Here is a 25,842-nt window from a genome sequence, read left to right as displayed (position 1 = left end):
CGGTCGCCAGCCCCCGCCCACCCCTGCGTGCGCCTCTAGGGGCGCTGCGCAGGCGATCATGCCGACGCTACAGCATAAGCCTTCAGGAAGGCATCATGCGGTTCCCCCAGCGCGACCGCCTTGCCGATCGACTCCCGCATCCGCGCGAGCGCTGATTGCAGATCGGGAATCGAGAAATAATCGGCCGCAGGATCGTACGTCCGCGCCGCGATGTCGAAACCGGCATACATCGAAAGCCAGCTCGGATCCTGGAACGATTCCCATTCGTACCGGACCAGATGCCCGCGCGCACGGAACAGCCGGAGCTTGTTGGCCAACGCCTCGGGCAAGGCGGTGTCGCGACATTGATCCCACATCGGCTCGCCACGCCGATCGTTCGCCCAATAGTGCAGCAGCAGGAAATCGCGAATCCGCTCGTATTCGAGCGTCGTTGAGCGATTGTATTCGCTCGCCAGCGCTGGGTCGAAGTCGCGATCCGGGAAAAGCGCGAGCAGCTTTTCGATGCCGGTCTGGATCAGCGTGATGCTGGTCGATTCGAGCGGCTCCATGAACCCCGCGGCCAGCCCGAGCCCGACGCAGTTCCCGCGCCAGAAGTCGCGCCGATGCCCGGTGCGGAAGCGGATCAGATTGGGCTCGGCTAGCGGTGCCCCCTCGATCCGCGAGCGCAGCGTGGCAACCGCCTCGTCGTCGGACAAATGCCGGCTGGCATAGACCAGCCCGTTGCCGACGCGGTGCTGGAGCGGAATGCGCCATTGCCAGCCCTGTGCGAAGGCCGTGCTGCGCGTAAACGGCGTCAGCGGCCCTGCGCGTTCGCACGGCATCGCCACCGCGCGATCGCACGGCAGTAGATTGCTCCAATCCTCATAGCCGCTGCCGAGCGCTGCCCCGAGCAGCAACGAGCGGAAGCCCGTGCAATCGATGAACAGGTCACCGTCGATCGCCTTGCCGCAATTGGTGTCAACGCCGTCGATCAGCCCGGTCTGCGCGTTGATCCGGACGGTGCTGATCGTCGCGTCGACCCGCGTGACGCCATCCGAAACGGCGCGAGTCGCCAGAAACTTGGCGAACAGCCCGGCATCGAAATGCACCGCCCAGTCGAAGAACAGCAGGTCGTGGACCGGCCGATCGGTCGGCAGCATGAAGACGTTCTGCTTCGCCATCGCGGTTGCCAGGCAATAGTCGGCGAGCTCGACCGGTTCGCCCGCCGCGCGCAGTTTCTGCCAATAGTGATGGAATGCGACGCCGCGCGAGCGCATCCCGTACAGCCCAAACGGATGGAAAAAGCTGTGCCCCGGCCGCTTCCAATCCGCGAACTCGATGCCGAGCTTAACCGTGCCGTGCGACGCCGCCATCACCTCGCGTTCGGTCACCCCGATCTCGCGGAAGAAATCGCGGATGCCGGGCACGGTCGCCTCGCCGACACCGACGGTGCCGATCGCGCTCGATTCGACGACCGTGATCGCGACCGGCTGCTTTTCGAGCCGGCGCGCGAGCATCGCCGCGGCCATCCACCCCGCGGTCCCGCCGCCAACGATGACGATCGAGCGTATCGCTCGCTCGCCGTGGATCCTCTCGCTCTGTCCGGTCATGCGATCTTCCCATAGCGCTGCCCGCGCCCAGGCGTTCCGCCCGCACCCGACACCCGTTCGCGCCTGTCGGAGCGAACGGGTGTCGGGGCGGTCGGGTACGGTGCCAGCGTCAGAACTTGACGCGGACGCCGCCGGTGAAACGCCGTTCGTAGATGTTGTTGTACGCCTTCGCATCGGGGAAGGTCAGGTAATATTTCTCATACTCGCCCGTCAGGTTCGAGCCCTGCGCGTAGAAGGTGAAGTGCGAATTGATGTCGTAGCTGAGCGATGCATCGACGTAGTTGGTCGGCTGCTGGTATAGTTCGAGCCCGCTGATCCCGCTGAAATCCGACTGCACCGCCCGCTTTGAGCGATAGTTCCAGGCGACGCGCGCCTGGAGATGGCCGTCCTGATAGAAGCCGGCGAGGTTGGTCTGGATCTTCGAATTGTCCTGGAACGGGATCGACGCGCCCGCGAGATCGGTCTGCCCCGAATTCGATGGCGAATAGGTGATGTTCGCGTCGATGCCGAAGTTCGACAACACGTGCGGCATGAAGCCCAAGTCGCTGAACGACTGCTTCCAGCCCGCCTCGAGCCCCTTGAGCGTGCCGCCACGTCCTTGCACCGGCGTCGTGATGAACACGGTGCGACCGCGCACGACGCCGTCATTGTCGGGCAGGTCAGTGCGCGTCACCGTGCCCGACTGAATGAAGCTGGCGACATCGATGTAGAAGGCGCCGAGGCTCAGCAAGCTGCTCCGCCCGATATAATATTCGAGCGAACCCTCGACATTGGTAGCACGCCACGGATCGAGCTGCGGGTTGCCGTTCGAGCTGCCGCCGGTCACGCGGAATACCGGCGACCCGGCATTGGTGGTGTCGATCGCATAGGTCGGGTTGAGACCCCCGCCCCACTGGTTGAGATCGAGCAGCGTCATCGTCTGGCTGAACGCGACACGCAGCTTGAGATTGCGCGAGAAATCGAACGCCATGTTGAACGCCGGCAGCACATCGGTGAAGTTGCGCTTGGTCTCGACGATCCCGTTGCTGAGGTTCGCCAGACCATAAGGCTGCGGCGAACCCGTGACGAACTGGACGATGTCGAGCTTGGTGTTGATGATCTTTGCGCCGGCGTTGCCCGACACGGGGATCCCGAAGATCTCGCCCTTCACGTTCATCTGCAGATAGCCCGAGATCTGCTTCACGCCGACGTTGAACGACGCACCGGGGTTCTGCACCTCGACATTGCCCGGGTAGAAGCTGTTCTGGAACGCCAGAGCATTGTCCATCGCGCCAGGGTTGAGGACATAGATCCCCGGCAGGCCCGCGCCCGGCAGCGTGTATTGCTTCACTTGGCCGTTGAAGATTGCGTTGTTGGCATTGCGGACGACGCCGGCGGTGTAAGCGGCGCCGACCGGGCCCGCCGAGCAGCTCGGATCGTTCAGCGGAACGTCGAACGCCTTCCACTTGACGAGACACCCGCCCGCCTTGGAGGCCTGCCCTGCATAGAGCGGCGCGGCGCGATCGAATTCGAAATCGGTCACCGAGCGTTCGCTGTAGCGCGCGCCTGCGCTGAGGCTGACCGACTCGTTGGCTTCGTATGACACATCGCCGCGGATCAGCTTGAGATCCCCGTTGCGGCGGTAATTCCCTTCCGACGAGGTCGTCTTCATCGCATAATTGTTGATGTTGCCGAGCAGCGAGGTGAGCTGCGATGGCAGCGTGAAGACCGGCTGGCTGCCGGAAAAATTGACCGTCGCCGGTAGCGATGCGGCGCCCGCAATCGTGTTGACCGCATACCCGCCGGGGTTGAACGCGACGTTTCCGCTCGGATAGCGACCGATGCCGCCCGGCTGCCACTGCGCGCCGTTGCTGACGCTGAACTGCAGATAGCTCTGGTCGTAATCCTGCGAAGCCTTGCCGTAGATCCCGCGCAGGCTGGCCTTCAGACCGCTGCCATTGTCGTACTTCAGCTCGGCATTGTAGTTCTGCGATTGCGACTTGTAGTGATCGTTCTGCGAATAGGAGTCGAAATTGCCGAGGTCGTAATTGTAGACCTGGGTCGAATAGAGATTGTAGCTGTGCGGGATGCCGTTCGCGGTCTGCGTGATGGTCGCGCCGGTATTGCGCGAGGCGCCCGGGGTCGCTTCGCCCGCCTGCCAGTTGACGTTTTGCAGCTGGATGCCCGCGGTGCGGTCATGTTCGTTCTGGCGCGTGAAGAAGGCGTCGGCGACGAGCGTCAGCTGATCGCTGATTTCCCATTGCGCCGACGCGTTGACGCCGATCCGCTCGCGCTCGTTGATCTTGTTCCACGCGGTGAACGCCTGCGGGGTCATGAAGATGTCGTTCGACGTGCCGTTGCCGTTCACGTCGCGACCGGTGCCGACGACCGTCCCGTGCGGCCGGTTCGCCGGCGAGAAACCGTTGGTCGTGTTGACGTCGCCGCTCGGATTGGCCGCGGTGTTGAACTGCTCGTTGTGCAGCCCGACGCCGTACCCTTCCTGGATGCCGTTGTGCGAGTTCGACAGATGCAGGTTGGAATAGGTGCCCGACACGAGCACGCCGAAGCGCTCGCCATGATAGCCGACCAGGCCGTTGAAGCTCTTGTCGAGCTCCTTCGACTTGTCGCCATACGATCCTTCCGCCGCTGCAGCGAGCGTGAGGCCGCGCTTGAGGTCCATCGGACGCCGCGTGCGCAGGTTTACCGTACCGGTGATGCCGGCGTTGAGCAGGTCCGCGGTGCTCGACTTGATGACGTCGGCGCCGGCGAACAGCTGCGAAGGGATATCGTTGAAGTTCGGCTGGATCGTGGTGATCGACTGCGCCCCGAGATAGGCCTCGCCGTTGAGCAGCGTCGTCACCTGCGGCAGGCCGCGGATGTTGATCGCAGCGCCCTCGCCCGCGTCGCGACGGATCTGGACACCCGGGATACGCTGGAGCGAATCCGAAATCGTCACGTCGGGCAGCTTGCCGATATCCTCGGCGGAAATCGAGTCGGTCACCGATCCGGCCGAGCGCTTCAGGTTCACCGCACGCTGCTGCGCACCGCGAATGCCGGTCACGACGATGTCCGGGGTCGCGGCGCTGTCGTCGGCGGCGGATGCCGGTGCGGCGACGGGGTCGGACGCAGCGCTATTCTGGTCAGCGGTCGCAGCCGATGGCGATGCGGACTGCGCGCCCGGCGCAGTCGCGAGCACACCCTGCGTCGTTCCGCTCTGCTGTGCCGACGCGGCGGTGCCGGTCAGCAAGGCCGCACCGGATACGGCGATCAACAACGTCGCCTTATGCCCAAATTTCAATTTCATTCCCCAATCCTCTCCAGCCCTGCGTCGGCGGCCCGCGGCCTTGTCACGTTCCACGGGATGAAGAGAATGTGCGGTCCAGGCAGTGCCTGTCCCCTCCCCCAAAACCGCGTTCGCGACTTGCCGTCGTCTCCGATGCGCGACAAATCCACCAAGTCCGCGCGCACGTCAACGATTAAATAATGCAATTTGGCATTTTATATTGTTCGACTTCGTAACGGTTTTGACGTCCCAAAGCCTTTCGTTGCGCCAGCTGCGGAACGATGATTTTCAAGGCATTCCCTCCGGCAAAGGCCTCACTGGCCGACTGTGCGCGCCCATCGCTACGGGACCCTGACACTCGAAAAGCACTCGGGATGCCCGCTGCCGAAATAAACAAATTTGATTTGGCAATCTACCGCCGCTGTGCTTTTGGTCGCGGCAAGCCGACGTGATCGGCATCCTGGGAGGCGATCGATGGGCATGGTACGGATAAGCGCGACAGTGATCGCTCTGCTGGCGACCGCCGCAACGGCGCGCGCACAAACCTATGGACCGATCAACGCCAACCTGCCTGCGGGCGGCGATGCGATCGTGAGCCGGATAGGCGGTGCCGACGCCCTGGCGATCGCCACGCCTACCTGGACGCTGTCGGCGTGGATCGAGCCCAGCGCGCTTCCTACCGGGAGTGCGCTGATCGGCGGATTCGGCGATCCCGGCACTGGCCCGCGCCGCTTTCTCGCGCTCGACGGCGGGAAGCCGAGCCTTGTCACCGAGGCTGGCACGCTCGTCTCCCCCGCGCGGCTCGGCTCCGCTTCCTGGCATCATGTCGCGGCCAGCTTCGACGGGACGACCGCCCGGCTGTTCGTCGATGGCAAGCCAGTCGCGCAGCGCAAAATGGCGACGGCGGCGGCGGCGGTGTCGCCGGTGCTGACGCTCGCCCCGCGGGCGAACGCGCCGGTCTTTGCCGGACGTGTCGCGAACTTCGCGCTGGTCGCAGGGGCAGCGGACGCAGCTACGATCGCAGCCGCCGCTGCGCGCGCGCCCGACCCCGCGCTCATCGCCTTCCAGCAGGGCAGCCCGACCTGGCCGGTCCAGGTCCACCAGATGTATGGCCAGACCGCACCGCAGGACGCGGCGACGCTACCGACGTCGAAGGCTCCGTTCGATACGCCGGTCGCGAAGCCGGTATCGACCGCGGCGGCGATCGTCGCGACCGGTCCGGGGCAATGGGACGTCAACGGCTGGCAACTGGCCGAGGCGCCGAAAGTCGTCGCCCCCGGCACGACGCTCAGCCGCGCCGGGTTCGACACGAAGGGCTGGTACGCCGCGACCGTCCCCGGCACCGTGCTGACCACGCTGGTCGATCGTGGCGTCTATCCCGACCCGGCGCACGGGCTCAACAATCTGGCGATCCCCGAAACGCTGGCGCGGCAGGAATATTGGTATCGCACCGAATTCGACGTTCCGGCCGAGGCCGCGGGCAAGCACCAGCAGCTGACCTTCAAGGGCGTCAACTATGCCGCCGAAGTCTGGCTCAACGGCCAGGTGATCGGCACGATGAAGGGCGCCTTCATCCGCGGCCAGTTCGACGTGACCGGCAAGCTGCTCCCCGGCCGCAACGCGATCGCGGTCAAGGTCTCGCCCCCACCGCATCCCGGCATCGCGCAGGAGGAATCGCTGACTGCGGGCGTCGGCGAGAATGGCGGGATGATGATGCTCGACGGCCCGACCTTCGGCGCGGCCGAAGGGTGGGACTGGATCCCGAGCATCCGCGACCGCAACACCGGCCTGTGGCAGGGCGTCATACTCGCGGCGACCGGCGCGGCGACGCTCGGCGATGCGCAGGTCGTCACCACGCTGCCGCGCGCCGATACCAGCCTCGCCGATGTCGAGATCACCGTGCCCGTCGCCAACGCGTCGGCGCAGCCGGTCACGACCGTCGTGCGCGCCGCGTTCGACGACGTCGCGGTCGAGAAGACGGTGACGCTCGCCCCCGGACAGACCAGCCATGTCGTGCTGCGTCCGTCCGAGTTCCCGCAATTATCCGTCCGCAACCCCAAACTGTGGTGGCCGAACGGTTATGGCGCGCCCGCGCTCCACATGCTGACGCTGACCAGCAGCGTCGCCGGCCAGCCGAGCGACACCCGCACGCTGCGCTTCGGCATGCGCCAGGTCACATACGACATCTCGCTGATGGACCAGAAGGGCGAGCTCGAACGCGTCGGGATTGATCTGTCGAAGGCGCGCGCGCTCGGCCAGCAGATCGTCGACGGCAGTCACACGGGCATCCACAAGGTCAAGGACGGCTGGGCGGCGTCGTTGGTGCCGGGCGCGGAAAGCTCGCCCGCGGTACGGCGGATCAAGGATGAGGACGGCCTGACGCCGTATCTCGTAATTCGCGTCAACGGCGTGCGGATCGCGGCACGCGGCGGCAATATCGGCATGGACGACTTCATGAAGCGCGTCGATCGCGCGCGGCTGGAGCCGTTCTTCCGGCTCCACCAGGATGCGCACATGAACATCATCCGCAACTGGGTCGGGCAGAACACCGAGGACAGTTTCTACGATCTCGCCGACGAATACGGCCTGATGATCCTCAACGATTTCTGGGAATCGACGCAGGACTATAACATCGAGGCGCAAGACCCGGCGCTGTTCCTCAAGAACGCGACCGACGTGGTGAAGCGCTATCGCAACCACCCCTCGATCGTGGTGTGGTTCGGCCGCAACGAAGGCGTGCCGCAGCCGATCCTCAACGAAGGCCTGCAGGCGCTGATCCACAAGGAGGATGGCACGCGGATCTACATGGGCTCGTCAAATCGCGTGAATCTGCAGAACAGCGGGCCGTACAATTGGCGTCCCCCGGTCGAATATTTCACCGAGCACGCCAAGGGTTTCTCGGTCGAGAGCGGCACGCCGTCGCTGCCGACGCTCGAGGCGTGGAAGCGTGCGATCCCCGAGCCCGATCGCTGGCCGATCAGCGACAGCTGGGCATATCATGACTGGCACCAGACCGGGAACGGCGCAGTGACGAGCTATATGAACGCGCTCGCGACGCGTTTCGGCCCGGGCACGAGCCTCGAGGATTTCGAGCGCAAGGCGCAGATGATGCAGTATGAATCGTACCGCGCGATCTTCGAGGGCATGAACGCCGGGCTGTGGACGCAGAATAGCGGCCGGATGCTGTGGATGACGCAGCCGGCGTGGCCGTCGTCGGCATGGCAGATGTTCTCGTCGGATTACGACACGCAGGCGTCGTTCTACGGCGTCAAGAAGGCGTCCGAACCGGTCCACGTCCAGATGAACCTGCCCGATTACAAGGTGATGCTCGTCAACAACCGCGTCGGCGATCTGCGCGGGGTGACGGTTTCGGCCAAGGTCGTCAGCCTCGACAACCGCGTGCTCGCCGAAAAGCGCACCACGCTGACGGCGACCGGTGAGACCGCCAACACGGCGTTCACGCTCGACCTCGCGCCGGTCCTCGCCAAGGGCGTTGCCTTGGTGCGGCTTGAGGCACGCGATGCGGCGGGCAAGGTCCTGTCGACCAACCTCTACTGGCAGGCAGCCATTGACGCGCAGTTCCAGGCGCTCAACGCGCTCGCCCCGGTCACGCTGCAGACCAGTGCGAGCAGCCGGGTCGATGGCGCGGAGACGGTCGCGACGGTCACCCTGAACAATTCGAGCCAGACTCCGGCGATCGAAACCAAGCTGACGGTGCTGAACACGGACGGCAGCCAGGTCCTGCCCGCCTATTTCACCGACAATTACGTCTCGCTGCTGCCCGGCGAAAGCCGCACGGTCGAGATCCGCTACCCGACCGCGAAGGCTGCCACCCCGAGCGTCACGCTGCGCGGCTGGAACGTCGCCGCATCGAGCACGGCACTGCGGTGAGCGGCCGCGGCGTCTTGGCGGCGAGCATCGGCACCGCCGCGCTCGCCGGGCTGTTGTTCGGGTTCGACACCGCGGTGATCGCGGGCGTCACCGGCGACCTCACGCGGATCTACCGCCTGACCCCTGAAACGCTCGGGGTCACGGTGTCCGCGGCGCTGTGGGGAACGCTGATCGGTGCGCTGTTCACCGGCAAGCCGGGAGATCGCTATGGCAGCCGCCGTGTGCTCGGCCTGCTCGGCATATTGTATGTTCTCGCCGGGCTCGGCTGCGCCCTGGTCACCGATTGGACCGCGTTCCTCGCCTTCCGCTTCGCCTGCGGGCTGGCGATCGGCGGGTCCTCGGTGCTCGCACCGGTCTATATCGCCGAGATCGCCCCGCCTGCCCGGCGTGGGATGCTGGTCGGGCTGTTCCAGCTCGCGATCGTCACCGGGATCCTAGTCGCCTATCTCAGCAATGCGGTTGTCGGATCGCTCGTCAGCGAGGCGGCATGGCGCTGGAAGCTTGGCGTCACCGCCGCGCCCGCGATCCTGTTCCTGGTCCTGCTCGCGCGCATTCCGGACAGCCCGCGCTGGCTGATCCTGTCGGGCCGACTGGACGATGCGCGCACCGCGATGGCGCGGATCGGCCTGAGCGCGGACGAGGCGTCCGCCGAGCTTGCGTCGGTCGAGAACGCGCTGCGGCAGGATGCGCCAGGCGAGACGCTGTCGTGGCGCAAGCATCGCAAGCCGATCCTGCTGGCGGTCGCGACCGCGATGTTCAACCAGCTCGCCGGGATCAACGCGGTCCTTTATTATCTCAACGACATCTTCGCCAAAGCCGGCAGCTTTTCACCCGATCGGCAGGCGATCCTGATCGGCGCGGCCAATCTGCTGTTCACGCTGGTGGGCATGGCGCTTATCGATCGCGTCGGGCGGCGGACGCTGCTCGCCGCAGGCGCGGCGGGGATGACGGTCTGCCTGTCGGTCGCCGCGCTGGTGCTGTTCGGACGGATCGGCAACGCCGCGCTGCTGCCCGCCTTGGTCGGCTTCATCGCCTTCTTCGCGACCAGCCAGGGCGCGGTCATCTGGGTCTATCTGTCGGAGATCTTCCCGAGCGCGGTGCGCGCGCGCGGCAGCGGTCTTGGGGCAAGTACGCACTGGCTGATGAACGCCGCCATCGCCGGCGTGTTTCCGGTGCTCGTCGCGTGGTCGGCGGGCGCGCCGTTCGTGATCTTCGCGGTTGCGATGGCGGTGCAATGCGTCGTCGTGCTGCTGTTCTTCCCCGAAACCAAGGGCGTCGCGCTCGATGCGATGCACGCCCGGATGATGGAGTCCCGCTGATGCGCCACGCCATGATATTGCTGTCCGTGCTACTGCCTTTGGCCACGGCCGCAAACGCGCAAACGCCTGCAGATGCCAAGGCCCGCCAGGCGCAGGAAGCCGAACAGCGATTGCATGAGGATTGGGCGTGGCTCGGCCGCTACCAGCCCGCCAATGCGGCGCTCGCCCCCTCTGCAACAGGCCAGCGCGTCGTCTTCATCGGCGATTCGATCACCCAGGGGTGGTTCGACAAGGTCCCGAGCTTCTTCGGCCCCGACCGTGTCGATCGCGGCATCGGCGGCCAGACCACGCCGCAGATGGTGCTGCGCTTCCACCAGGACGTGATCGACCTGCATCCGGCCGCGGTCCAGATCATGGGCGGCACCAACGACATCGCCAGCAACACCGGCCCGATGACGCTCGAGCAGACGCAGGCCAACATCATCATGATGTGCGATCTCGCGCGCGCGAACGGGACTCGCGTGATCCTCGCGTCGATCCCACCCGCGGCCAATTTCCCGTGGCGCCCGGGGCTCGAGGTTTCGTCGAAGATCGAGCGGATGAATGCCTGGCTCAAGCGCTACGCCGCCCAGATCGGCGCGACCTATGCCGATTACTGGAGCGCGCTCCACGACGGCCAGGCGCAGCGCGCCGCCTTCACCGTCGACGGGGTTCACCCCAACGAAGCCGGCTATGCCGCGATGGCGCCGGTGGCCGAGGCCGCGATCCGCGATGCGCTCGCCCGCCCTGCCCCGGTCGGCCTGCCGCGGTGAGCCTGTTGCTGGCGCTGGCGCTGGCAGCCGCCGGTCCAATCGTGACAACCGACGACGGCCCGGTCCGCGGCGAAGCGATCGCGGGCGGCGGCGCGGTGTTCCGCGGAATCCGCTATGGTGCACCGCCGACCGGCGCTTTGCGCTGGCGGCCGCCGGTCCGCCCCCGCCCTTGGACGCAGCCCGTCGCGGCGGTCGCCGACCATGCCGCCTGCCCGCAATCCGACTATGGCACGTGGAACCGGGCGGCGGCGCGCAGCGGCGCGGAGGACTGCCTGTTCGTCGACGTCCGCACCCCGCTCCTGTCGCGCGTTGCCAGGCTTCCAGTGATGGTATGGATCCACGGCGGCGGCAATCGCGGCGGGGCCGCCGGCGGCACCGTCGAGAGCCGCATCACCGAACACCGGATCGTACTCGTCAGCATTCAGTATCGCCTGGGCGCACTCGGTTTCCTCAGTCACCCGGCGCTTAGCGCCGAGGCTGGTGGGCATTCGGGCAACTACGCGCTGCTCGATCAACAGCTCGCGCTCCGGTGGGTCCAGCGGAACATCGCGCGGTTCGGCGGCGATCCGCGACGAGTGACGATCGCTGGAGAATCGGCCGGCGCGCAAGACGTCGCGTTGCAACAACTATCCCCGCTCGCGCACGGGCTGTTCCATGCTGCGATCCAGGAAAGCGGGACTGCGGGGTTCGGCGTGCCGCCGCGCAGTCTCGCGCAGAACGAAGCGGTCGGCGCGTCGTTCGCCGAGGCAGCGGGCCTCGCCCGTGACCCGACAGCGGCCCAGCTGCGCGCGCTTCCGGTCGAACGCATTCTTGCAGCGCAAGAAGCGGTCGTCGTGCCGGGCCTCGACGATAATAGCTTCATCTGGCTGCAGGCGGTGGTGGATGGTCGCGTGTTGACCGATACGCCGGCGCGCCTGCTCGCGCGCGGGCGACCCAATCCCGTGCCGCTGATCATCGGCACCAATGCCCGCGAGCTGCCGCTGCACGGTGACCTCTCCGCAGCGCGCGCGATCGCCACAGGCGCGTTCGGAGATACCGCCGGCGTCGCACTCGCCTATTATGGGCTCGGTCCGGGGCAGGTTCCGCGGTCCGACCCGCGGCTGGGTGACGCGACCCTGCAGCTCGCCACCGACTTGACCTTCCGTTGCCCGACGAACGTAGTCGCCAAGGCCGTGGCCACGCGCGGCGGTTCGGTTTGGCGGTACACGTATGATTATACGCCACCAGACGGTGCGGCAGTGACCCACGGAAGCGAATTGCGCAGCGTGTTCGCATCGCCAAATACGGGCCTGGAGGCTGCAGCGCCCCCGCTGCAGACCTATTGGATTAATTTTGTCCGAACGCGAAATCCCAACAGCGCGGGTGTTGCCTACTGGCCGCGATCCAGACCGACCCGGTCGATCGAGATCGCCTTCACCTCTGCGGGAACGCTCACCCGCGATGCATTTCGATTGCCGTGTTCCTGGCGCCATGCGCCATAGGCGCATCGAGAGGCTGCCCCAATCTTATGGCGTCCAACCTCGCTCCCATTACGCCAGTCAGCTAGAGTGATCCGAAATCCCACGGACACCGCTGTCCTGCTCATGGCGATCGCCCAAGCTGTCGACCTCAATCCGCGCTCGACGAACTCCGGTGCTTTCGGGCCGTCAACACTGGCGAACACGTGCGACAGGGGATCGAGCTCGCACCCCCGGCGCGCGCTCGGAGTTGCCGCTCTGCCACATGAAGGAACGCCCGTTTACACAGGTCGCGTTCCGATATCGGACAGACCGCTATCCACCCAATCCGACACCGAGATGTGACGCGTAAAGATACCCTCCTCTCAACTCTTTTTGCGAACCTCGTCGTCGTTTCGAAGGCCCACAAAAGGAAGAACAGCTCATCGTTCCGGCACCACCGGCTTAACGCCCCACCCCGCATCTTTCCAACCGTCTAGTCCGTCAGCGAACCACCGGATGTCGGGCAGGCCCGCGCGGTGGAGCCGAAGCGCTGCGTTCCAGCTCATCCAGCAATCCGCTTGGCAGAACACGATGATCGGGCGGTTGGGGTGCCGCGCCGCCAATCGCCGCACGCCGACCACAAACGCGCGCTCGACGTCACGCTGGATGGCCCCCCGCCCGCTCTCGGCAAACCAATGCGCGCGGGGAATCGAAGAATGTAGTTCGGCGAGGGCCCATCGCCCATTCTTGGCGTCGCGCTGCGCACCGGGTGCCGGATTAACGTCGATGAAGATCGCACCCGCACGCCACAGCGCGCGGGCCTGTGCGACATCGACGCGTGCGACGCCTTCGGGGACCGACCCTACCACGCCGCGATAGTGGCTAACCCTATAGCCCGTGACGGGGTCAACCACCGGCGCCTCATCAACATGTCGGGTATCGGACTGCGCCGTGGCGGAGACGGGTACCATCATCGCCAGCGCGAACATCATCGTCATTCGCATCCGACCGACTCCGCTTGATCCAAAGTCGCATGGTAGCAGACGCCGAGGCGCTGCTAAGATGTGCTTTGGGAGAAGATCATGTTCGTATCGTCGACACCCTGGTTGGGGGTCATAGTCTTGGCGCTAGCACCGGTGTCGGCGCACGCCGCCTTGCCCGCCGATCCGCTCGGCTCGCCCATGTGGCAGCGTCTGGGCACCACCCTGTTCGGCAGCGATCCCGTCCGCTTCGACGACCGCGTACGGGTGGACTTCCCGGAAATCGCCGAAGACCAGAGCAGCTTTCCCGTTACCGTCGACGCGCGCGGCATTAACGGCGTGAAGCGCATCCTGCTGTTCGCCGATCTTAACCCGATCCCGCTGGCGATTGACTATGCGCCGCAACGCGCGCGCGCGTTTCTCGGCACGCGGATCAAACTCGACCAGCGCACCCCGGTCCGCGGCGCGGTGCAATTGGAGGATGGTAGCTGGCTGGTGAGTGGCGGCTGGGTCGATGCCGCGGGCGGTGGCTGCTCGGCGCCACCGGCGAGCCGCGTCAAGGGCGACTGGGCCGAACATCTCGGCCAAGTCCGCGGCATCGCGGTGCGCGAGCGCGACGGTACGCACATCCGGCTTGCCTTCCGACATCCGATGGATACCGGCTTCGTCACGAATATCCCGACTTATAATCTCGATACGGTCGCGCTGAGCGGGGCGGGCAGCAAATCGTATGGGACGATGCGAATCGAGGCGTCGGTTGCGGAAGACCCGACGATCTCGGTGATCGCCGATACGGCGGCGGGCGAGGCGATCGTCCTGCGCGGCAGCGATACCAACGGCATCCGCTACGATGGGTCGCTTGCGGTGCACGACGCCGCGCCCGCGCCGGCCGCCGTCGGCTAGATGATCAATCGCCGGATCGCACTGGCGGGACTGCTCGGCGCCATCGCGCTGCCCGTCCGGGCGCAACCGCTCGCCTATAGGATCACGCCCGAGAAGATCGCCGAGGGGTTGTGGGTCGTGCGCGGCGTCGATGCACCGATCGCAATGGCCAATGGCGGCGCGATCGCCAACATAACGATCCTCGCGACCGAGGCTGGGACTGTGCTGGTCGATTGCGGCCCGTCGCTTCGTTACGGCAACGCGCTCAGGCACGCGGCCGAGGCGCTGACCGGCAAGCCCGTGGTTCGCCTCTATCTGACGCACCTGCACCCCGACCACATCTATGCTGCCGCCGCCTTCGCCCCTGGGATCGTCGCGGCGACGCCCCAGCTGGCGACGCTGCTCAAAAGCGAGGGTGCGGGCTTTTCGGACGGGATGTACCGGCTGCTCGGCGATTGGATGCGCGGGACCGAATTCACCCCACCCGGCACGATCCTGGCTGCCGATCACGAGACGTTCGGGACGCGGCGGCTGCGACTGCTGCCGCTGGCGGGGCACAGCCCGGCCGACCTCGCGATCCTCGACGAAGCGAGCGGCACGCTCATCGCGGGCGACCTCGTCTTCCATGATCGCGCGCCGTCCACCCCGCATGCCGATCTGGCGAAATGGCATACCGCGCTGAAAACGCTTGCAGCGCTAGGTCACAAGTGCGTCGTGCCAGGGCATGGCCCGATCGATCCCACCCCCACCGCTGCGATCGATCAAACGCGCGACTGGCTCGACTGGGTGACCGCGACGCTGCGCGCGGCAGTTGCCGCCGGCGAGGACAATGTCGCGGCGGGCAATGTCGCGATCCCGGCGCGTTTCGCGACGCTGCAGTCCGCGCGCTACGAGCTGCAGCGCTCGGTCTCGCATTTCTATCCGGGCCTCGAGGCGGAACTTATGCCGCGGATCGACGCCAAGCGCTGACGCTTTGCGCGGTGCTGTTGCGGACGCCGCAACCCTGGCTTGCAAGCGCAGCGTCAGGGGCTTTGGATCCCCGATTTCGCGAGGAAACAGGAGCGATGCCAATCATCCGACGCGGTTGGCGATCAGATCGTCGACCACTGCCGGGTCCGCCAGCGTGCTCGTGTCGCCGAGCGCGGCAAAGTCACCCTCGGCGATCTTGCGCAGGATCCGGCGCATGATCTTGCCCGACCGCGTCTTGGGCAGGCCGGGAGTGAATTGGATCGCATCGGGCGTCGCGATCGGGCCGATCTCGGCGCGTACCCAGGCGACCAAATCCTTGCGCAACGCAGCAGTCGGCACTTCGCCAGCGTTGAGCGTGACATAGGCGTAGATCCCCTGCCCCTTGATGTCGTGCGCGAAGCCGACAACCGCCGCTTCGACGACTGACCGGTGCAACACGAGCGCCGACTCGACTTCGGCAGTCCCCATGCGATGGCCCGAGACATTGATGACATCGTCGACGCGTCCGGTGATCCACCAATAGCCGTCAGTGTCGCGCCGCGCGCCGTCGCCGGTGAAATAGACGCCGGGGTAGGCCGAGAAATAGGTCTGGAAGAAGCGCGCATGGTCGCCCCAGACGGTCCGCATCTGCCCCGGCCAGCTGCGCGCGATAACGAGATTGCCCTCGGTCGCGCCCTCGAGCACTACCCCCGCCGCATCGACCAGCGCCGGCTCGACCCCGAAGAAGGGAAAGCTCGCGGCGCCCGGCTTGAGCGGGGTTGCGCCGGGGAGCGGCGTGATCATGTGGCCGCCGGTCTCGGTCTGCCACCATGTATCGACGATCGGGCAGCGCCCATCGCCCACCACATCATGATACCAACGCCACGCCTCGGGATTAATGGGCTCGCCAACCGACCCGAGCAGGCGGAGCGAGGCGCGGCTGGTCTGCATGACGAAACCGTCGCCCTCGCGCATCAGCGCGCGCAGCGCGGTCGGAGCGGTGTAGAGCTGCGTCACTTGGTGGCGATCGACCACCTGCCACATCCGCGCCGGGGTCGGCCAGTTAGGAACGCCCTCATACATCAGCGTGGTGACGCCATTCGCGAGCGGGCCGTAAACGATATAGCTGTGCCCAGTGACCCAGCCGACGTCGGCGGCGCACCAATAGGTATCGCCGTCGCGGCAATCGAACACGCAGGCATGCGTGTAGGCCGCCCAGAGCAAGTAACCGCCGGTGGTATGAAGCACGCCCTTGGGCGCGCCGGTGGATCCCGACGTGTAGAGCAAGAACAGCGGATCTTCGGCATTCATCGGTTCGGGCGGGCAGTCGCCCCCGACCAGCGCCGCGGCATCGTGATACCAGATGTCGCGCCCGTCCTGCATCGCGACCGGTCCGCCGGTCGCGCGCACCACGATTACCGTGTCGAGGCAAGTGATCAGCCTGGCGGCGGCATCGACATTGGCCTTGAGCGAGACGCATTTACCGCCGCGACACCCCTCGTCGGCGGTGATAACGAGACGACTGTCGCAATCGGTGATCCGCCCGGCCAGCGCCTCGGGCGAAAAGCCGCCGAACACGATCGAATGAATCGCGCCGATGCGTGTGCACGCCAGCATCGCGAACGCGGCCTCGGGGATCATCGGAAGATACAACGTGACTCGGTCGCCCCTGCGCACACCCTGCGCCTTGAGCACGTTGGCGAAACGGCACACTTCAGCATGGAGCTCGGTGAAGGTGATGCGGCGTGCCGGCCGGTCGGGGGCGTCAGGCTCCCACAAAATCGCGACCTGATCACCGCGCGTCGCGAGATGCCGGTCGATGCAATTAGCCGAGACGTTGAGCACGCCATCGGCAAACCAGCGCACGCCGAAATCGGCCTCGTGAAAACTGCTCTGATCGGCGACGCTCGGCGGAGTGAACCATTCGAGCCTTTCCGCCTGTTCGAGCCAGAAGCGATCCGCGTCGTCGAGCGAGCGGACATAGTCGGCCGCATAGCGCTCCGCGCTGATCGTCGCGCTGTCCGCCCAGCTCGCCGGTACGGGATAGATATCTGACGTCACGTCGGTCGTCCTCATCGCAGGCGCACGCCGATCCACAGCGTCCGCGGGGTGCCAAAATCGATCGATCCGGCCGAATTGCGGGTGATCACCGTCTCGTCGAAAAGATTTTCGCCGCGCAGGACGACCCCCACGCGCTGGCCGACGGGCAGCGTGAGCACCCCGTCGAGCGTCGTTGAAGGCGGGAGCACGTCGGTCTGCAAGTCATCCTCATACTGCTTCCCGACATGGCGCGCTGTGAGCGCCGCGGCGAAGCTGTGCGGCGATGCCCAGGCAAGCGTCGCGCTGCCGCTGTGTCGCGGGCTCTGCGCCGGGACGAAGCCATCGAGCTGTCGCGACGCGCCCGAGGCGTGGACCCGGCTGTCGCTGAAGGCATAGGAGCCGTCGAAGGAGAAGCGGCCGCGCGCGGCATGCGCGGTAAGCTCAATCCCCTTGGCGACGATCGTATCGACGTTGCGGCGCTGACGCAGATTGGGTGCGATCGTAACGTTGGCGATCGCGCCGTCCAGCCGGTTGTAGAAGGCGGTGACCCCGAACGTGACGCCGGCGACCGGCTTGAGATCGAGCCCGCCCTCGGCCCCGCGCAACCGCTCGAGCCCGAGCGCGGCATTGGCCTGCGTCGTGATCGGAAAGACGACGAACGGCCGATAGAGTTCGTTGAGCGTCGGCAAGCGAAAGCCGGTATAGCCCGCCGCGCGCAGCGCCACGGCGTCGCTCGCGTGGAACAGCGCGCCCGCACGCCCGGTGCCCTCGAACCCATCACGGTCGGGATAGCGCGTGTCGGTGGTTGTCGCGCCCGCCGCGGTGGTTTCGCGGAAAAACCCCCTGGTAATCGTCCAGCGATCGCCCCGCACGCCCGCGGTCAGCACGAGCCGCCCGAGCGTCCAGTCATCCTCGACGAACAGCCCGGTCGTGCTGGTGTGCCCCCCGGCATTGCGCCGGGTGGTGACCGCCCCGCTCGCGGCATAGGCATTCTCGTAGAGCTGGCCGTCGCCGAGCCGGGCGTCGGCGCCGATGCGCAGCACATGGTCCGGCCCGACCGGCGGCCGGAGCTCGATCTTGCCGCCGACTCCGGTCGCCGGGGTGTTACGCTGGTCGAGCGTGAGCCTGAAGCTCGTCGCGCTGATCACGCGGTTGGAGAAATTGCGCGCCTGGACATAAGCGAGCGCGTCGATCGCCCAGGCACCGCGGTGGATCAGTCGCACGCTGGCATCCTCGCCTGCGCTGCTGCTGTCCGCGCCGGCGAAGCGGAGCGAGCGAGCGTCGCGATACAGCAGGCCGCGCGCCTGGATCTCGGTTTGCGCATCGATCGGCACGACCGCACGAAGGCTCGCCGATCCATCGCGGTAGCGCGCGCGGACGGTCGCGGGAGTGAACTGACCTGGGGGCGTGGTGTAGAAGCCGTCGCCGCGTTCGAACTTGCCCGATAGACTTACGAACCCGCCGCCGGCGTCGGGGCTGACGCTGCCCGACGCCACGACCGCGGCATTGCTGCCATAGAATAGCTCGCCCGCCACCGGCGGCAGGTCGGCGCGCGTCGCGCTGGCCAGCTCGATCGTTCCCGCCACCGCGCCCGCGCCGAACGCACCTGCCCCCCCGCCGCGGGTGACGCGCACCCCTGCGAGCCGATCGACCGCCAGCGCGTTGAACGGGATATAGCCGAAGAACGGATCCGCCAGTGGAACGCCGTCGAGCAGCACCAGCGCGCGGCTCGACGCGTTGCCGCCAAGTGCGCGCAACGTAACGCCCTGCGCCGAAGGGTTGGCTGATCGACTGTCCGATCGGCGGAACTGCTGGAACCCCGCCACGTCGAGCAGGACGTCCTCGACCCGCCCCGTCGCGTCCCCCGTCAAACGCGCACGACCGATCGTCACCGAGCCATAGGCCGGCACCCCGGGCGGCAGCGGCAGCGGCTGGCCGAGCACCACGATATCGGCCTGGCCTGCCGGGGGCACGGGGCCTTGCTGCGCGAGCGCCGAAAAGGGCACGGCCAGCGTCAACAGCGGCAGGAGTGATGGGCAACGCATAGCCAAGCCGGAGCTTTCACAAAAGAGCGCGGTGGCACGGGCAGCCCGGTTGGACCACCCCGCCACCGCGTGGTTGCAAGATCAGAAGAACAGGATCGACCCGACCGACACGGTGTTCGATCTGGCCGCGTTCGGGCCCTGCGCCTCGGCCTTGGTGTGGGTATATTCGGCGAGCAGCGTCACCCAGCTCGTCAGGCCGTAGCGCACCTGTCCGACCCAGCTGCTGTTCTTGTCGAGCAGCGTCGGGTTGATTTCACCGCGCGCCAGATCGAGCTTGCTCTGGCCATAACTCGCGGCGACCGTGACCTTGTCGAAGGTCAGGCTCGCTTGCCCGTAGAAGCCGCTGCTGTCGCGCTTGCGCCCCAGCGCATCGGTTGAAAAGACGAACAGACCGGTCGTTCCGAGCCCGGAGCCGCCATAATAGTATCCGAGCACGTTAAGCGGCCCATAGCCGAGCTTCCCCCCGACATCGAAGCCGCTGCCGGTATAGCTTGGCGTACCGGCAAAGCCGTCATGCCGTTGGGAAATGCCCGATGCCCACAGGTGCCCGGTGAAGGCGTCGGCCTTGAAGTCGTAGGTCAGCTTACCCTGGAAGCCGGGCGTCCCATTGATTTCGAGTCCGCCGGTCAGCGTGGATAGCGGCTGGAACACACCGATCGAGGCCTGGAAGCCGCCGAACTTGGGCGTCGTATAGGTGATCTGCGGCTGGAAGTCGGTGTAGATATAGCCGATCCCGATCCGCCCGAGCGAGGTGTTCGACGGCCCCGCATTGCTCCCCGGCGTGCCGACCGACAGCAAGGTGATGTCGTTGAGGATCGCATCCGACCCGAACAGCCCGATGTCGCGCCCGAGCTTGAGCGTGCCGAGGTGCGGCTTGCCGATCGTCATGTAGGTCTGCCGGGCATCGATCCCCGATGTTGCCAGCGCAACCGGCGCGCCAGCCGCATTCGCGCCATTGCCGCCGTAGGAATTGCTGTTGATGCCAGGATAGAAACCGAAGTGCGCGGCAATGTCCCAGCCGCCCTGGTTGGTCGAAACGTCGAGGCCGAAGATGCCCGGCAACAGGCCGTTGCGGATTGCCGAGCTGTTCTGCGTGCCGGTACTGGCGAGGCCACCCACGACGGTGGTGCCAGCGAGGCGCTTATCGGGCGAATCATGCGTGTAGAAGGCGTTGACCGATCCCGAGAACTTTACTGTCACCCCGCCGACGTCCATGCCGATCCCGCTGCTCGTCATCCGCACCAGGCGCTTGTCGTCGAGCTGCGCCGCCGCTGCGGTCTGCGGCTCGGCGCTCGGGTTGGTCGCGACCGCGGCGGGTTGCGCAACGGGCGCCTTGCGCGCGACGAGGTCGTCATATTCGGCCTGCGTCAGAATGCCCTTTTCCTTCAGCCGCAGCAGCAGTGCGCTGGTCGTGTCGTCCTGCGCGAAAGCGGGCGTGGCGCCCGCCAGCAGTGCGACCGCGCAGACCGCCTGTAGCAATTTCGTGGTGCCCCTCATGGATATCCTCCCCGTTGGCGGCCCGCCTTTCGCGGTACCTTGCGTGCCGAGGCTGGGCCCAGCACCGCCTTCGGGGAATTGGACTTTGGTTGGTAGTGGCGGAGCTTGCCGGGGGCGTCGGATCAGGGCGCGACGACGACGCCCCACGGTGCGCGCCCTGCGGCAAGGGTCGCGATCACGGTCCCGGTCGCGAGATCGACCACCGAGACATTGTCCGAAAGTCCATTGGCCGAAAAGACGCGGCGCCCCGCGGCATCGATCGCAGTGTGCCACACCCGCCGCCCGACCGGGACATAGCCGGTCACCGTCGCGCTCGCGACGTCGACGATCGCGAGCGTGTCGGCGCGCCCCAGCGCGACCACCGCTTGCTTCGCGTCGGGGGTGAAGCGGATCCCGACCGGCATGATCTTGTCCTTGAACACGCCCGGCGGCGCAAAGGCGATCGTCTTGCTCACCGCATGGCTGGTCGTGTCGAGGATCTGCACTCCGCCGCCGATTTCCGAACTGACCCACAGCGCCTTGCCGTCAGCGGTGAATTCGGCGTGGCGCGGCCGCATGCCGACCGCGGTCTGCGCAATGTCCCTGTGGCTGGCGAGATCGATCCAATGCACCGAATCATCGGTTTCCGAGGTCGAAACGACCGTCTTGCCGTCGGGGCTGACCGCCATTCCCTCGGGCTCGACGCCGACATCGACTTGCCAGGCGACGACATGCTTGGCGACATCGATCGCGGTGACCGCGGCGTCGCGTTCGTTCGCCGCGAACAGCGTCGTGCCGTCGGGCGACAGTGCGAACTGCTCAGGGTCCTCGCCCGAGGGGAGATCGGCGACGACCTTGCCAGTCGCGCGGTCGATGACCTGGACGGCATTGTCGTCGCTCGCGCAGACATAGAGGAACTTGCCGTCGCGCGAGAGCACGATACCGCGCGGGCGTTTGCCGATCGGCCAGGTCGCTGTGACCTTGAGGCTCGCCGCGTCGATCACAGTGATGCTGTTCCCTTTCTCGTTGGAAACGTAGACCGTCTCGGCGTGGGCGGCCCCTGCAAAGGCGAGGGCGCAAAGGAATGACGAGAGAAGATGAGCACGCATGCATAGTGTCTAATCCAACCGCGCGCGGCCGCATGCTGTACCTAAGTGCAATAGGGTGCGGCGCTCGCCCCCGCCTACATCTCCGACTCAATCGCGAAGACCGCGAGTGTCGTGGAGAGTAAGCCGATGAAAACCCCAAACCTGTCGATGCTCGCCTTGTTCGCGGCGACCGGACTCGCCGCCGCTTCGATCGGCAATGCGGTCTTCGCGCATGGCAATGTCCTGCCGCAACCGGTCGACACCACCGCCTTGCCTGACATTGGCGAGGCATGGCTCGTCAAGAACCCCTATCGCGGCAATGCGACGGCGATCAAGATCGGGGAATCCGCCTACGGCCAGAACTGCGCGCGCTGCCACGGTCTGGAAGCGATGTCGGGCGGGATCGCGCCCGACCTGCGGTATCTCGACGTCGCCGAGGCGGGCGACGAGTGGTTCATCGATCGCTACCAGCATGGCTCGGCGCGCGACGGCAAAGTCTACATGCCGCCGCTCGGCGACGTGCTCGGGCAGAAAGCCGGCTGGGCGATCCGCTCGTGGCTCGACACCAAGCATCAGGATTGAGCGATGCCCGCAGGGTTCACGCGACGCGCTATCCTTGGTGGCATCGGAGCAGCGGCCACTCTGCCGATGGGAGCGCTGCGCGCCGCCTCGCTCGAGAAGATCCGGAGCGCCGGCGTACTGCGCATCGCGGTGTATCGCGATTTTGCGCCATGGGCGTGGGATGACGGCGGGACGCTGCGCGGGATCGACGTCGAGCTCGGCACCGCGATCGCGCAGAAGCTGGGCGTGAAGGCCGAATTCCGCGATTTCCTGGCGGGCGACGATGTCGACGACGACCTGCGCAACATGGTGTGGAAGGGACCTGCCACCGGCGGAATGCTGTCCGACATCATGATGCACGCGCCGTTCGACCGCACCTTTGCACTGCGCAACGATCGCGTCGTGATCGTCGCGCCTTACTATCGCGAGAGCTTCGCGATCGGCTGCAGCCGCGACCTCGACTGCGAGGACCCGCCGGTCCAGTTCAAGGGGCACAAGATCGCTGTCGAGCTCAACAGCATCCCCGATTTCTATATGAGCGGCCAATTCGGTGGCGCGCTGCGCAGCGACGTCGTCCATATGACGAGTGGCATGGTCGCGCTCGACTCGGTTCGCGACGGCAAGAGCGACTTGGCGATGGCGACGCGCGCGCAGGTCGAGCATGCGCTGTCGAAGGGCGGCGATGTGCTCGTCGCGCGCAAGGGCCCGATCCCCGCGCTGACCAGCCCCGGCTGGGACATCGGCCTGGCAGTGAAGGACGACAGCCGCGATCTCGGCGATCGGCTCGAGACCCTGCTGCCCGAAATGATCACCGACAAGACCGTTCCGGCGATCTTCGCGCGCTACGGCGTGACGCTGCGTGCGCCGCTCGCATCGTGATGCCGCAGCCGGCTAGGTCCAAGGTCCAATTGGCGTGCGCAAACGCCGTGATAGCGTGAAGCGATCGAACTGCACCAGCAGCCGAGCGCGCCGCAGACGGCGACCGCAAAAGAACAACCAGGGGAGAAGATGATGAAGCGCATTTTGCGACAGACGTCGATTTTCGCGATGGGGAGCGCGCTGCTCGCGGCGCCGCTCGTTGCTGCACCCGACGCCGTACCGGCAGCGCCTGCTGCGACCGGCACGGCGGCCGGGCCAACCGACGCAGACCTAATGAACGATGCCAATACTCCGGGCGACGTCCTCACTTATGGCATGGGGCCGCGGGCGCAGCGCTTCAGCACGATTACCACGATCAATGCCGGCAACGTCGCAAAGCTCGTACCCGCTTTCTCCGCCTCGCTCGGAGGCGAGAAACAGCGCGGCCAGGAATCGCAGCCGCTGGTCTATGACGGGACGATCTACGTCACTGGCTCCTATTCGCGCGTTTTCGCCTACGATGCCAAGACCGGCGAGGAAAAGTGGGAATATGACGCGCGGCTGCCCGACGCGATCGTGCCGTGCTGCGACGTCGTCAATCGCGGCGCGGCGATCTATGGCGACAAGATCATCTTCGGTACACTCGACGCGCGGCTCGTCGCGCTCAACCGCAACACCGGCAAGGTGATCTGGAATAAGCAGATCGCAGACTACAAGGCAGGCTACAGCTTCACCGCCGCGCCGATGATCGTCCACGGCAAGATCATCGTCGGCAATTCGGGTGGCGAATTCGGCGTGATCGGCGAGATCCAGGCACGCGACGTCAACACCGGCGAGCTGGTCTGGACGCGCCCGACGATCGAGGGGAACATGGGTACCCTCAACGGCAAGGACAGCGGGATGACCGGCAAGCTCAATGCGAGTTGGCAGGGCGACCAGTACAAGCAGGGCGGCGGCGCGACCTGGCTTGGCGGGACCTACGATCCCGACACCAACCTGATCTACATGGGCACCGGCAACCCCGCGCCGTGGAACAGCCATTTGCGCCCCGGCGACAATCTCTACACCGCCTCGACGCTCGGCATCGATCCCGACACCGGTCAGATCAAATGGCACTATCAGACGACGCCGCACGACGGGTGGGATTTTGACGGCGTCAACGAGCTGATCCCGTTCGACGCGATGCGCGGCGGCAAGATGATGAAGCTGGGCGCCAAGGCAGACCGCAACGGCTATTTCTTCATTCTTGACCGCACCAATGGCAAAATGCTGCAGGCGACGCCGTTTGTCTCGAAGACCACGTGGGCGACCGGGTACAATCTGAAGACCGGTCGGCCCAATTTCGTCGACGCCAACCGTCCCGGCGCGCCGAGTGCGGAAAAGGGCACGACGGTTTTCTCGGCCCCGGCCTTCCTCGGAGCCAAGAACTGGATGCCGATGTCGTACAGCCAGCAGACAGGCATGTTCTACGTGCCGAGCAACGAATGGGGCATGGACATCTGGAATGAGCCGATCGCCTATAAGAAGGGTGCAGCGTTCCTCGGCGCCGGCTTCACGATCAAGCCGCTCTACGAGGATCATATCGGCGTGCTCCGCGCGATCGACCCGGCGACCGGCAAGATCGCCTGGGAATATAATAACAAGGCGCCCTTGTGGGGCGGCGTGCTGAGCACCGCGGGCAACCTCGTCTTCACTGGCACACCCGAGGGGTATCTCAAGGCGTTCGACGCCAAGACTGGCAAGGAGCTGTGGAAGTTCAACACCGGCTCCGGCGTTGTCGGCACGCCGATCACCTGGGAGACCGATGGCGAGCAATATGTCGCGGTGATGTCAGGCTGGGGCGGCGCGGTGCCGCTGTGGGGCGGCGAAGTCGCCAAGGCCGTGCAGCACATCAATCAGGGTGGTGCGCTCTGGGTATTCAAGCTGCCCAAATCGTGAGCGGGCCGGCTCTATCGACGATCGACGGGAGCCGTGCGGCGGGGGTGGCGATTGCCGCCCCCGTTTCGCTTTCGCGGGCTTTGGGGCTACGCTCCGCGAGCGGAACGGCGCAACAGGGGGATCTGGATTACGTGGAACGCGTGCTCATCGCCGACGACCATCCGATGGTGCGCGATGGCCTGCGTACCGTCATCGCGGTGGCGTTCGATCAATGCGAACTGTTCGAGGCCTCGTCGCTCGACGAAGCTAGCGCGGTGATCGCGCGCGAAGGCGATTTCGATCTGGTGCTGCTCGATCTCAACATGCCCGGCGCAGTCGGCTTTTCCGGGCTGATCGCGTTGCGCGAACGCTTTCCCTCGGTGCCCGTGGTGATCGTCTCGGCGGCGCAGGAGCGCGGGCTCGCGCGCAGCGCGCTGGCGGCCGGCGCTGCCGGATTCATTCCCAAGTCACTGCGGCGCAGCGCGATCGTCGATGCGCTCAAGACCGTACTCGCGGGCAATTTCTACGCGCCCGAGATGGACGAGGTCGAGTCGGCCGAGACGCTCGAGGATGCCGACATCCAGCACCGCATCGACAGCCTGACGCCGCAGCAGAAGGTCGTGCTGCGACTCGTCGTCGCCGGCAAGCTCAACAAGCAGATCGCCTATGAGCTCGATGTCTCGATGACGACGGTCAAGGCGCACGTCTCCGCGGTCCTCGGCAAGCTCAAGGTGTTCAGCCGTACGCAGGCGGTGATCCTCGTCAACAAGGTGAAATTCGGCACCGACGCCTGAC

17 protein-coding genes are annotated in these 25,842 nt (G+C 66.1%); 10 read left to right on the top strand and 7 right to left on the bottom strand.

Going from position 1 to position 25,842, the window contains the following annotated elements; all coding sequences use genetic code 11:
- Nucleotides 1–56: 56 nt before the first annotated feature.
- Both H4W01_RS06680 and H4W01_RS06675 read right to left on the bottom strand, forming a co-directional pair.
- Nucleotides 57–1,589 (bottom strand): tryptophan halogenase family protein, encoded by a 1,533-nt coding sequence (locus tag H4W01_RS06680; protein WP_209610388.1) that lies wholly within the window; start codon nt 1,587–1,589, stop codon nt 57–59.
- A 109-nt stretch (nt 1,590–1,698) separates the two neighbouring features.
- A complete protein-coding gene (locus tag H4W01_RS06675; protein WP_209610387.1) occupies nt 1,699–4,872 on the bottom strand; it encodes a TonB-dependent receptor in 3,174 nt (1,057 codons plus the stop codon).
- 459 nt (nt 4,873–5,331) lie between these two features.
- On the opposite strand from H4W01_RS06675, the gene H4W01_RS06670 reads away from it, so the two are divergent.
- The 4 genes from H4W01_RS06670 to H4W01_RS06655 are packed head-to-tail and all read left to right on the top strand — an operon-like array spanning nt 5,332 to nt 12,294.
- Nucleotides 5,332–8,742: a glycosyl hydrolase 2 galactose-binding domain-containing protein gene (locus tag H4W01_RS06670; RefSeq protein ID WP_334685178.1), complete on the top strand. Its 3,411-nt coding sequence runs from the start codon at nt 5,332–5,334 to the stop codon at nt 8,740–8,742.
- A complete protein-coding gene (locus H4W01_RS06665; RefSeq protein ID WP_209610385.1) occupies nt 8,739–10,061 on the top strand; it encodes a sugar porter family MFS transporter in 1,323 nt (440 codons plus the stop codon). Before H4W01_RS06670 ends, H4W01_RS06665 begins: the two co-directional genes overlap by 4 nt.
- Nucleotides 10,061–10,813 (top strand): GDSL-type esterase/lipase family protein, encoded by a 753-nt coding sequence (locus H4W01_RS06660; protein ID WP_133187613.1) that lies wholly within the window; start codon nt 10,061–10,063, stop codon nt 10,811–10,813. The genes H4W01_RS06665 and H4W01_RS06660 overlap by 1 nt, the downstream gene beginning before the upstream one ends.
- Nucleotides 10,810–12,294 carry a carboxylesterase/lipase family protein gene (locus tag H4W01_RS06655; protein ID WP_209610384.1) on the top strand — a complete coding sequence of 495 codons (1,485 nt, stop codon included), beginning with the start codon at nt 10,810–10,812 and terminating at the stop codon, nt 12,292–12,294. Before H4W01_RS06660 ends, H4W01_RS06655 begins: the two co-directional genes overlap by 4 nt.
- A gap of 398 nt (nt 12,295–12,692) precedes the next feature.
- Here H4W01_RS06655 and H4W01_RS06650 read toward each other — a convergent pair whose 3' ends face one another.
- Nucleotides 12,693–13,256 (bottom strand): rhodanese-like domain-containing protein, encoded by a 564-nt coding sequence (locus H4W01_RS06650; protein WP_029622830.1) that lies wholly within the window; start codon nt 13,254–13,256, stop codon nt 12,693–12,695.
- Nucleotides 13,257–13,334: 78 nt separating this feature from the next.
- Here H4W01_RS06650 and H4W01_RS06645 point away from each other — a divergent pair, with 78 nt between their 5' ends.
- Together H4W01_RS06645 and H4W01_RS06640 are read left to right on the top strand one after the other, a co-directional pair.
- Nucleotides 13,335–14,135 carry a quinoprotein dehydrogenase-associated SoxYZ-like carrier gene (locus H4W01_RS06645; protein WP_209610383.1) on the top strand — a complete coding sequence of 267 codons (801 nt, stop codon included), beginning with the start codon at nt 13,335–13,337 and terminating at the stop codon, nt 14,133–14,135.
- Nucleotides 14,136–15,083 carry a quinoprotein relay system zinc metallohydrolase 1 gene (locus tag H4W01_RS06640; RefSeq protein WP_209610382.1) on the top strand — a complete coding sequence of 316 codons (948 nt, stop codon included), beginning with the start codon at nt 14,136–14,138 and terminating at the stop codon, nt 15,081–15,083. It abuts the gene before it with no gap.
- A gap of 102 nt (nt 15,084–15,185) precedes the next feature.
- Here the strand turns inward: H4W01_RS06640 and acs are convergent, their stop codons facing one another.
- The 4 genes from acs to H4W01_RS06620 form a co-directional block, all read right to left on the bottom strand.
- The gene (gene acs / locus H4W01_RS06635) at nt 15,186–17,138 is read right to left on the bottom strand and encodes an acetate--CoA ligase (protein WP_425358374.1); all 1,953 of its coding nucleotides are present in this window, start codon (nt 17,136–17,138) and stop codon (nt 15,186–15,188) included.
- Nucleotides 17,135–19,147 (bottom strand): TonB-dependent receptor, encoded by a 2,013-nt coding sequence (locus H4W01_RS06630; RefSeq protein WP_209613269.1) that lies wholly within the window; start codon nt 19,145–19,147, stop codon nt 17,135–17,137. The genes acs and H4W01_RS06630 overlap by 4 nt, the downstream gene beginning before the upstream one ends.
- An 81-nt stretch (nt 19,148–19,228) precedes the next feature.
- Nucleotides 19,229–20,644: a porin gene (locus tag H4W01_RS06625; RefSeq protein WP_010406389.1), complete on the bottom strand. Its 1,416-nt coding sequence runs from the start codon at nt 20,642–20,644 to the stop codon at nt 19,229–19,231.
- Nucleotides 20,645–20,766: 122 nt separating this feature from the next.
- Nucleotides 20,767–21,732, bottom strand: a complete 966-nt coding sequence (locus H4W01_RS06620) for a PQQ-dependent catabolism-associated beta-propeller protein (RefSeq protein ID WP_029622827.1) — start codon at nt 21,730–21,732, stop codon at nt 20,767–20,769.
- Between the two features lie 147 nt (nt 21,733–21,879).
- Between H4W01_RS06620 and pedF the strand changes: the two genes are divergently transcribed.
- The 4 genes from pedF (at nt 21,880) to H4W01_RS06600 (ending at nt 25,841) form a co-directional block, all read left to right on the top strand.
- A complete protein-coding gene (gene pedF / locus H4W01_RS06615) occupies nt 21,880–22,293 on the top strand; it encodes a cytochrome c-550 PedF (protein WP_133191926.1) in 414 nt (137 codons plus the stop codon).
- A 66-nt stretch (nt 22,294–22,359) separates the two neighbouring features.
- Nucleotides 22,360–23,151 carry a substrate-binding periplasmic protein gene (locus H4W01_RS06610; protein WP_209613268.1) on the top strand — a complete coding sequence of 264 codons (792 nt, stop codon included), beginning with the start codon at nt 22,360–22,362 and terminating at the stop codon, nt 23,149–23,151.
- A 168-nt stretch (nt 23,152–23,319) separates the two neighbouring features.
- Nucleotides 23,320–25,068, top strand: a complete 1,749-nt coding sequence (locus H4W01_RS06605) for a methanol/ethanol family PQQ-dependent dehydrogenase (RefSeq protein WP_040602088.1) — start codon at nt 23,320–23,322, stop codon at nt 25,066–25,068.
- Nucleotides 25,069–25,148: 80 nt separating this feature from the next.
- A complete protein-coding gene (locus tag H4W01_RS06600; protein ID WP_405053320.1) occupies nt 25,149–25,841 on the top strand; it encodes a response regulator in 693 nt (230 codons plus the stop codon).
- The last annotated feature ends 1 nt before the right edge of the window (nt 25,842 follow it).

It is taken from the genome of Sphingomonas sp. PL20 (assembly GCF_017875905.1).
Lineage (GTDB): Bacteria > Pseudomonadota > Alphaproteobacteria > Sphingomonadales > Sphingomonadaceae > Sphingomonas > Sphingomonas echinoides.
This window is presented reverse-complemented; position numbering and strand designations above follow the sequence as displayed.

Excerpts from the sequence above, each read along its gene's own strand:
- H4W01_RS06640 (WP_209610382.1), top strand. The coding sequence starts at position 14,136 with ATGATCAATCGCCGGATCGCACTGGCGGGACTGCTCGGCGCCATCGCG.
- H4W01_RS06670 (WP_334685178.1), top strand. The coding sequence starts at position 5,332 with ATGGTACGGATAAGCGCGACAGTGATCGCTCTGCTGGCGACCGCCGCA.
- H4W01_RS06630 (WP_209613269.1), bottom strand. The coding sequence starts at position 19,147 with ATGCGTTGCCCATCACTCCTGCCGCTGTTGACGCTGGCCGTGCCCTTT.
- acs (WP_425358374.1), bottom strand. The coding sequence starts at position 17,138 with ATGAGGACGACCGACGTGACGTCAGATATCTATCCCGTACCGGCGAGC.
- H4W01_RS06625 (WP_010406389.1), bottom strand. The coding sequence starts at position 20,644 with ATGAGGGGCACCACGAAATTGCTACAGGCGGTCTGCGCGGTCGCACTG.
- H4W01_RS06645 (WP_209610383.1), top strand. The coding sequence starts at position 13,335 with ATGTTCGTATCGTCGACACCCTGGTTGGGGGTCATAGTCTTGGCGCTA.
- H4W01_RS06610 (WP_209613268.1), top strand. The coding sequence starts at position 22,360 with ATGGGAGCGCTGCGCGCCGCCTCGCTCGAGAAGATCCGGAGCGCCGGC.
- H4W01_RS06680 (WP_209610388.1), bottom strand. The coding sequence starts at position 1,589 with ATGACCGGACAGAGCGAGAGGATCCACGGCGAGCGAGCGATACGCTCG.
- H4W01_RS06675 (WP_209610387.1), bottom strand. The coding sequence starts at position 4,872 with ATGAAATTGAAATTTGGGCATAAGGCGACGTTGTTGATCGCCGTATCC.
- pedF (WP_133191926.1), top strand. The coding sequence starts at position 21,880 with ATGCTCGCCTTGTTCGCGGCGACCGGACTCGCCGCCGCTTCGATCGGC.
- H4W01_RS06650 (WP_029622830.1), bottom strand. The coding sequence starts at position 13,256 with ATGCGAATGACGATGATGTTCGCGCTGGCGATGATGGTACCCGTCTCC.
- H4W01_RS06660 (WP_133187613.1), top strand. The coding sequence starts at position 10,061 with ATGCGCCACGCCATGATATTGCTGTCCGTGCTACTGCCTTTGGCCACG.
- H4W01_RS06620 (WP_029622827.1), bottom strand. The coding sequence starts at position 21,732 with ATGCGTGCTCATCTTCTCTCGTCATTCCTTTGCGCCCTCGCCTTTGCA.
- H4W01_RS06605 (WP_040602088.1), top strand. The coding sequence starts at position 23,320 with ATGGGGAGCGCGCTGCTCGCGGCGCCGCTCGTTGCTGCACCCGACGCC.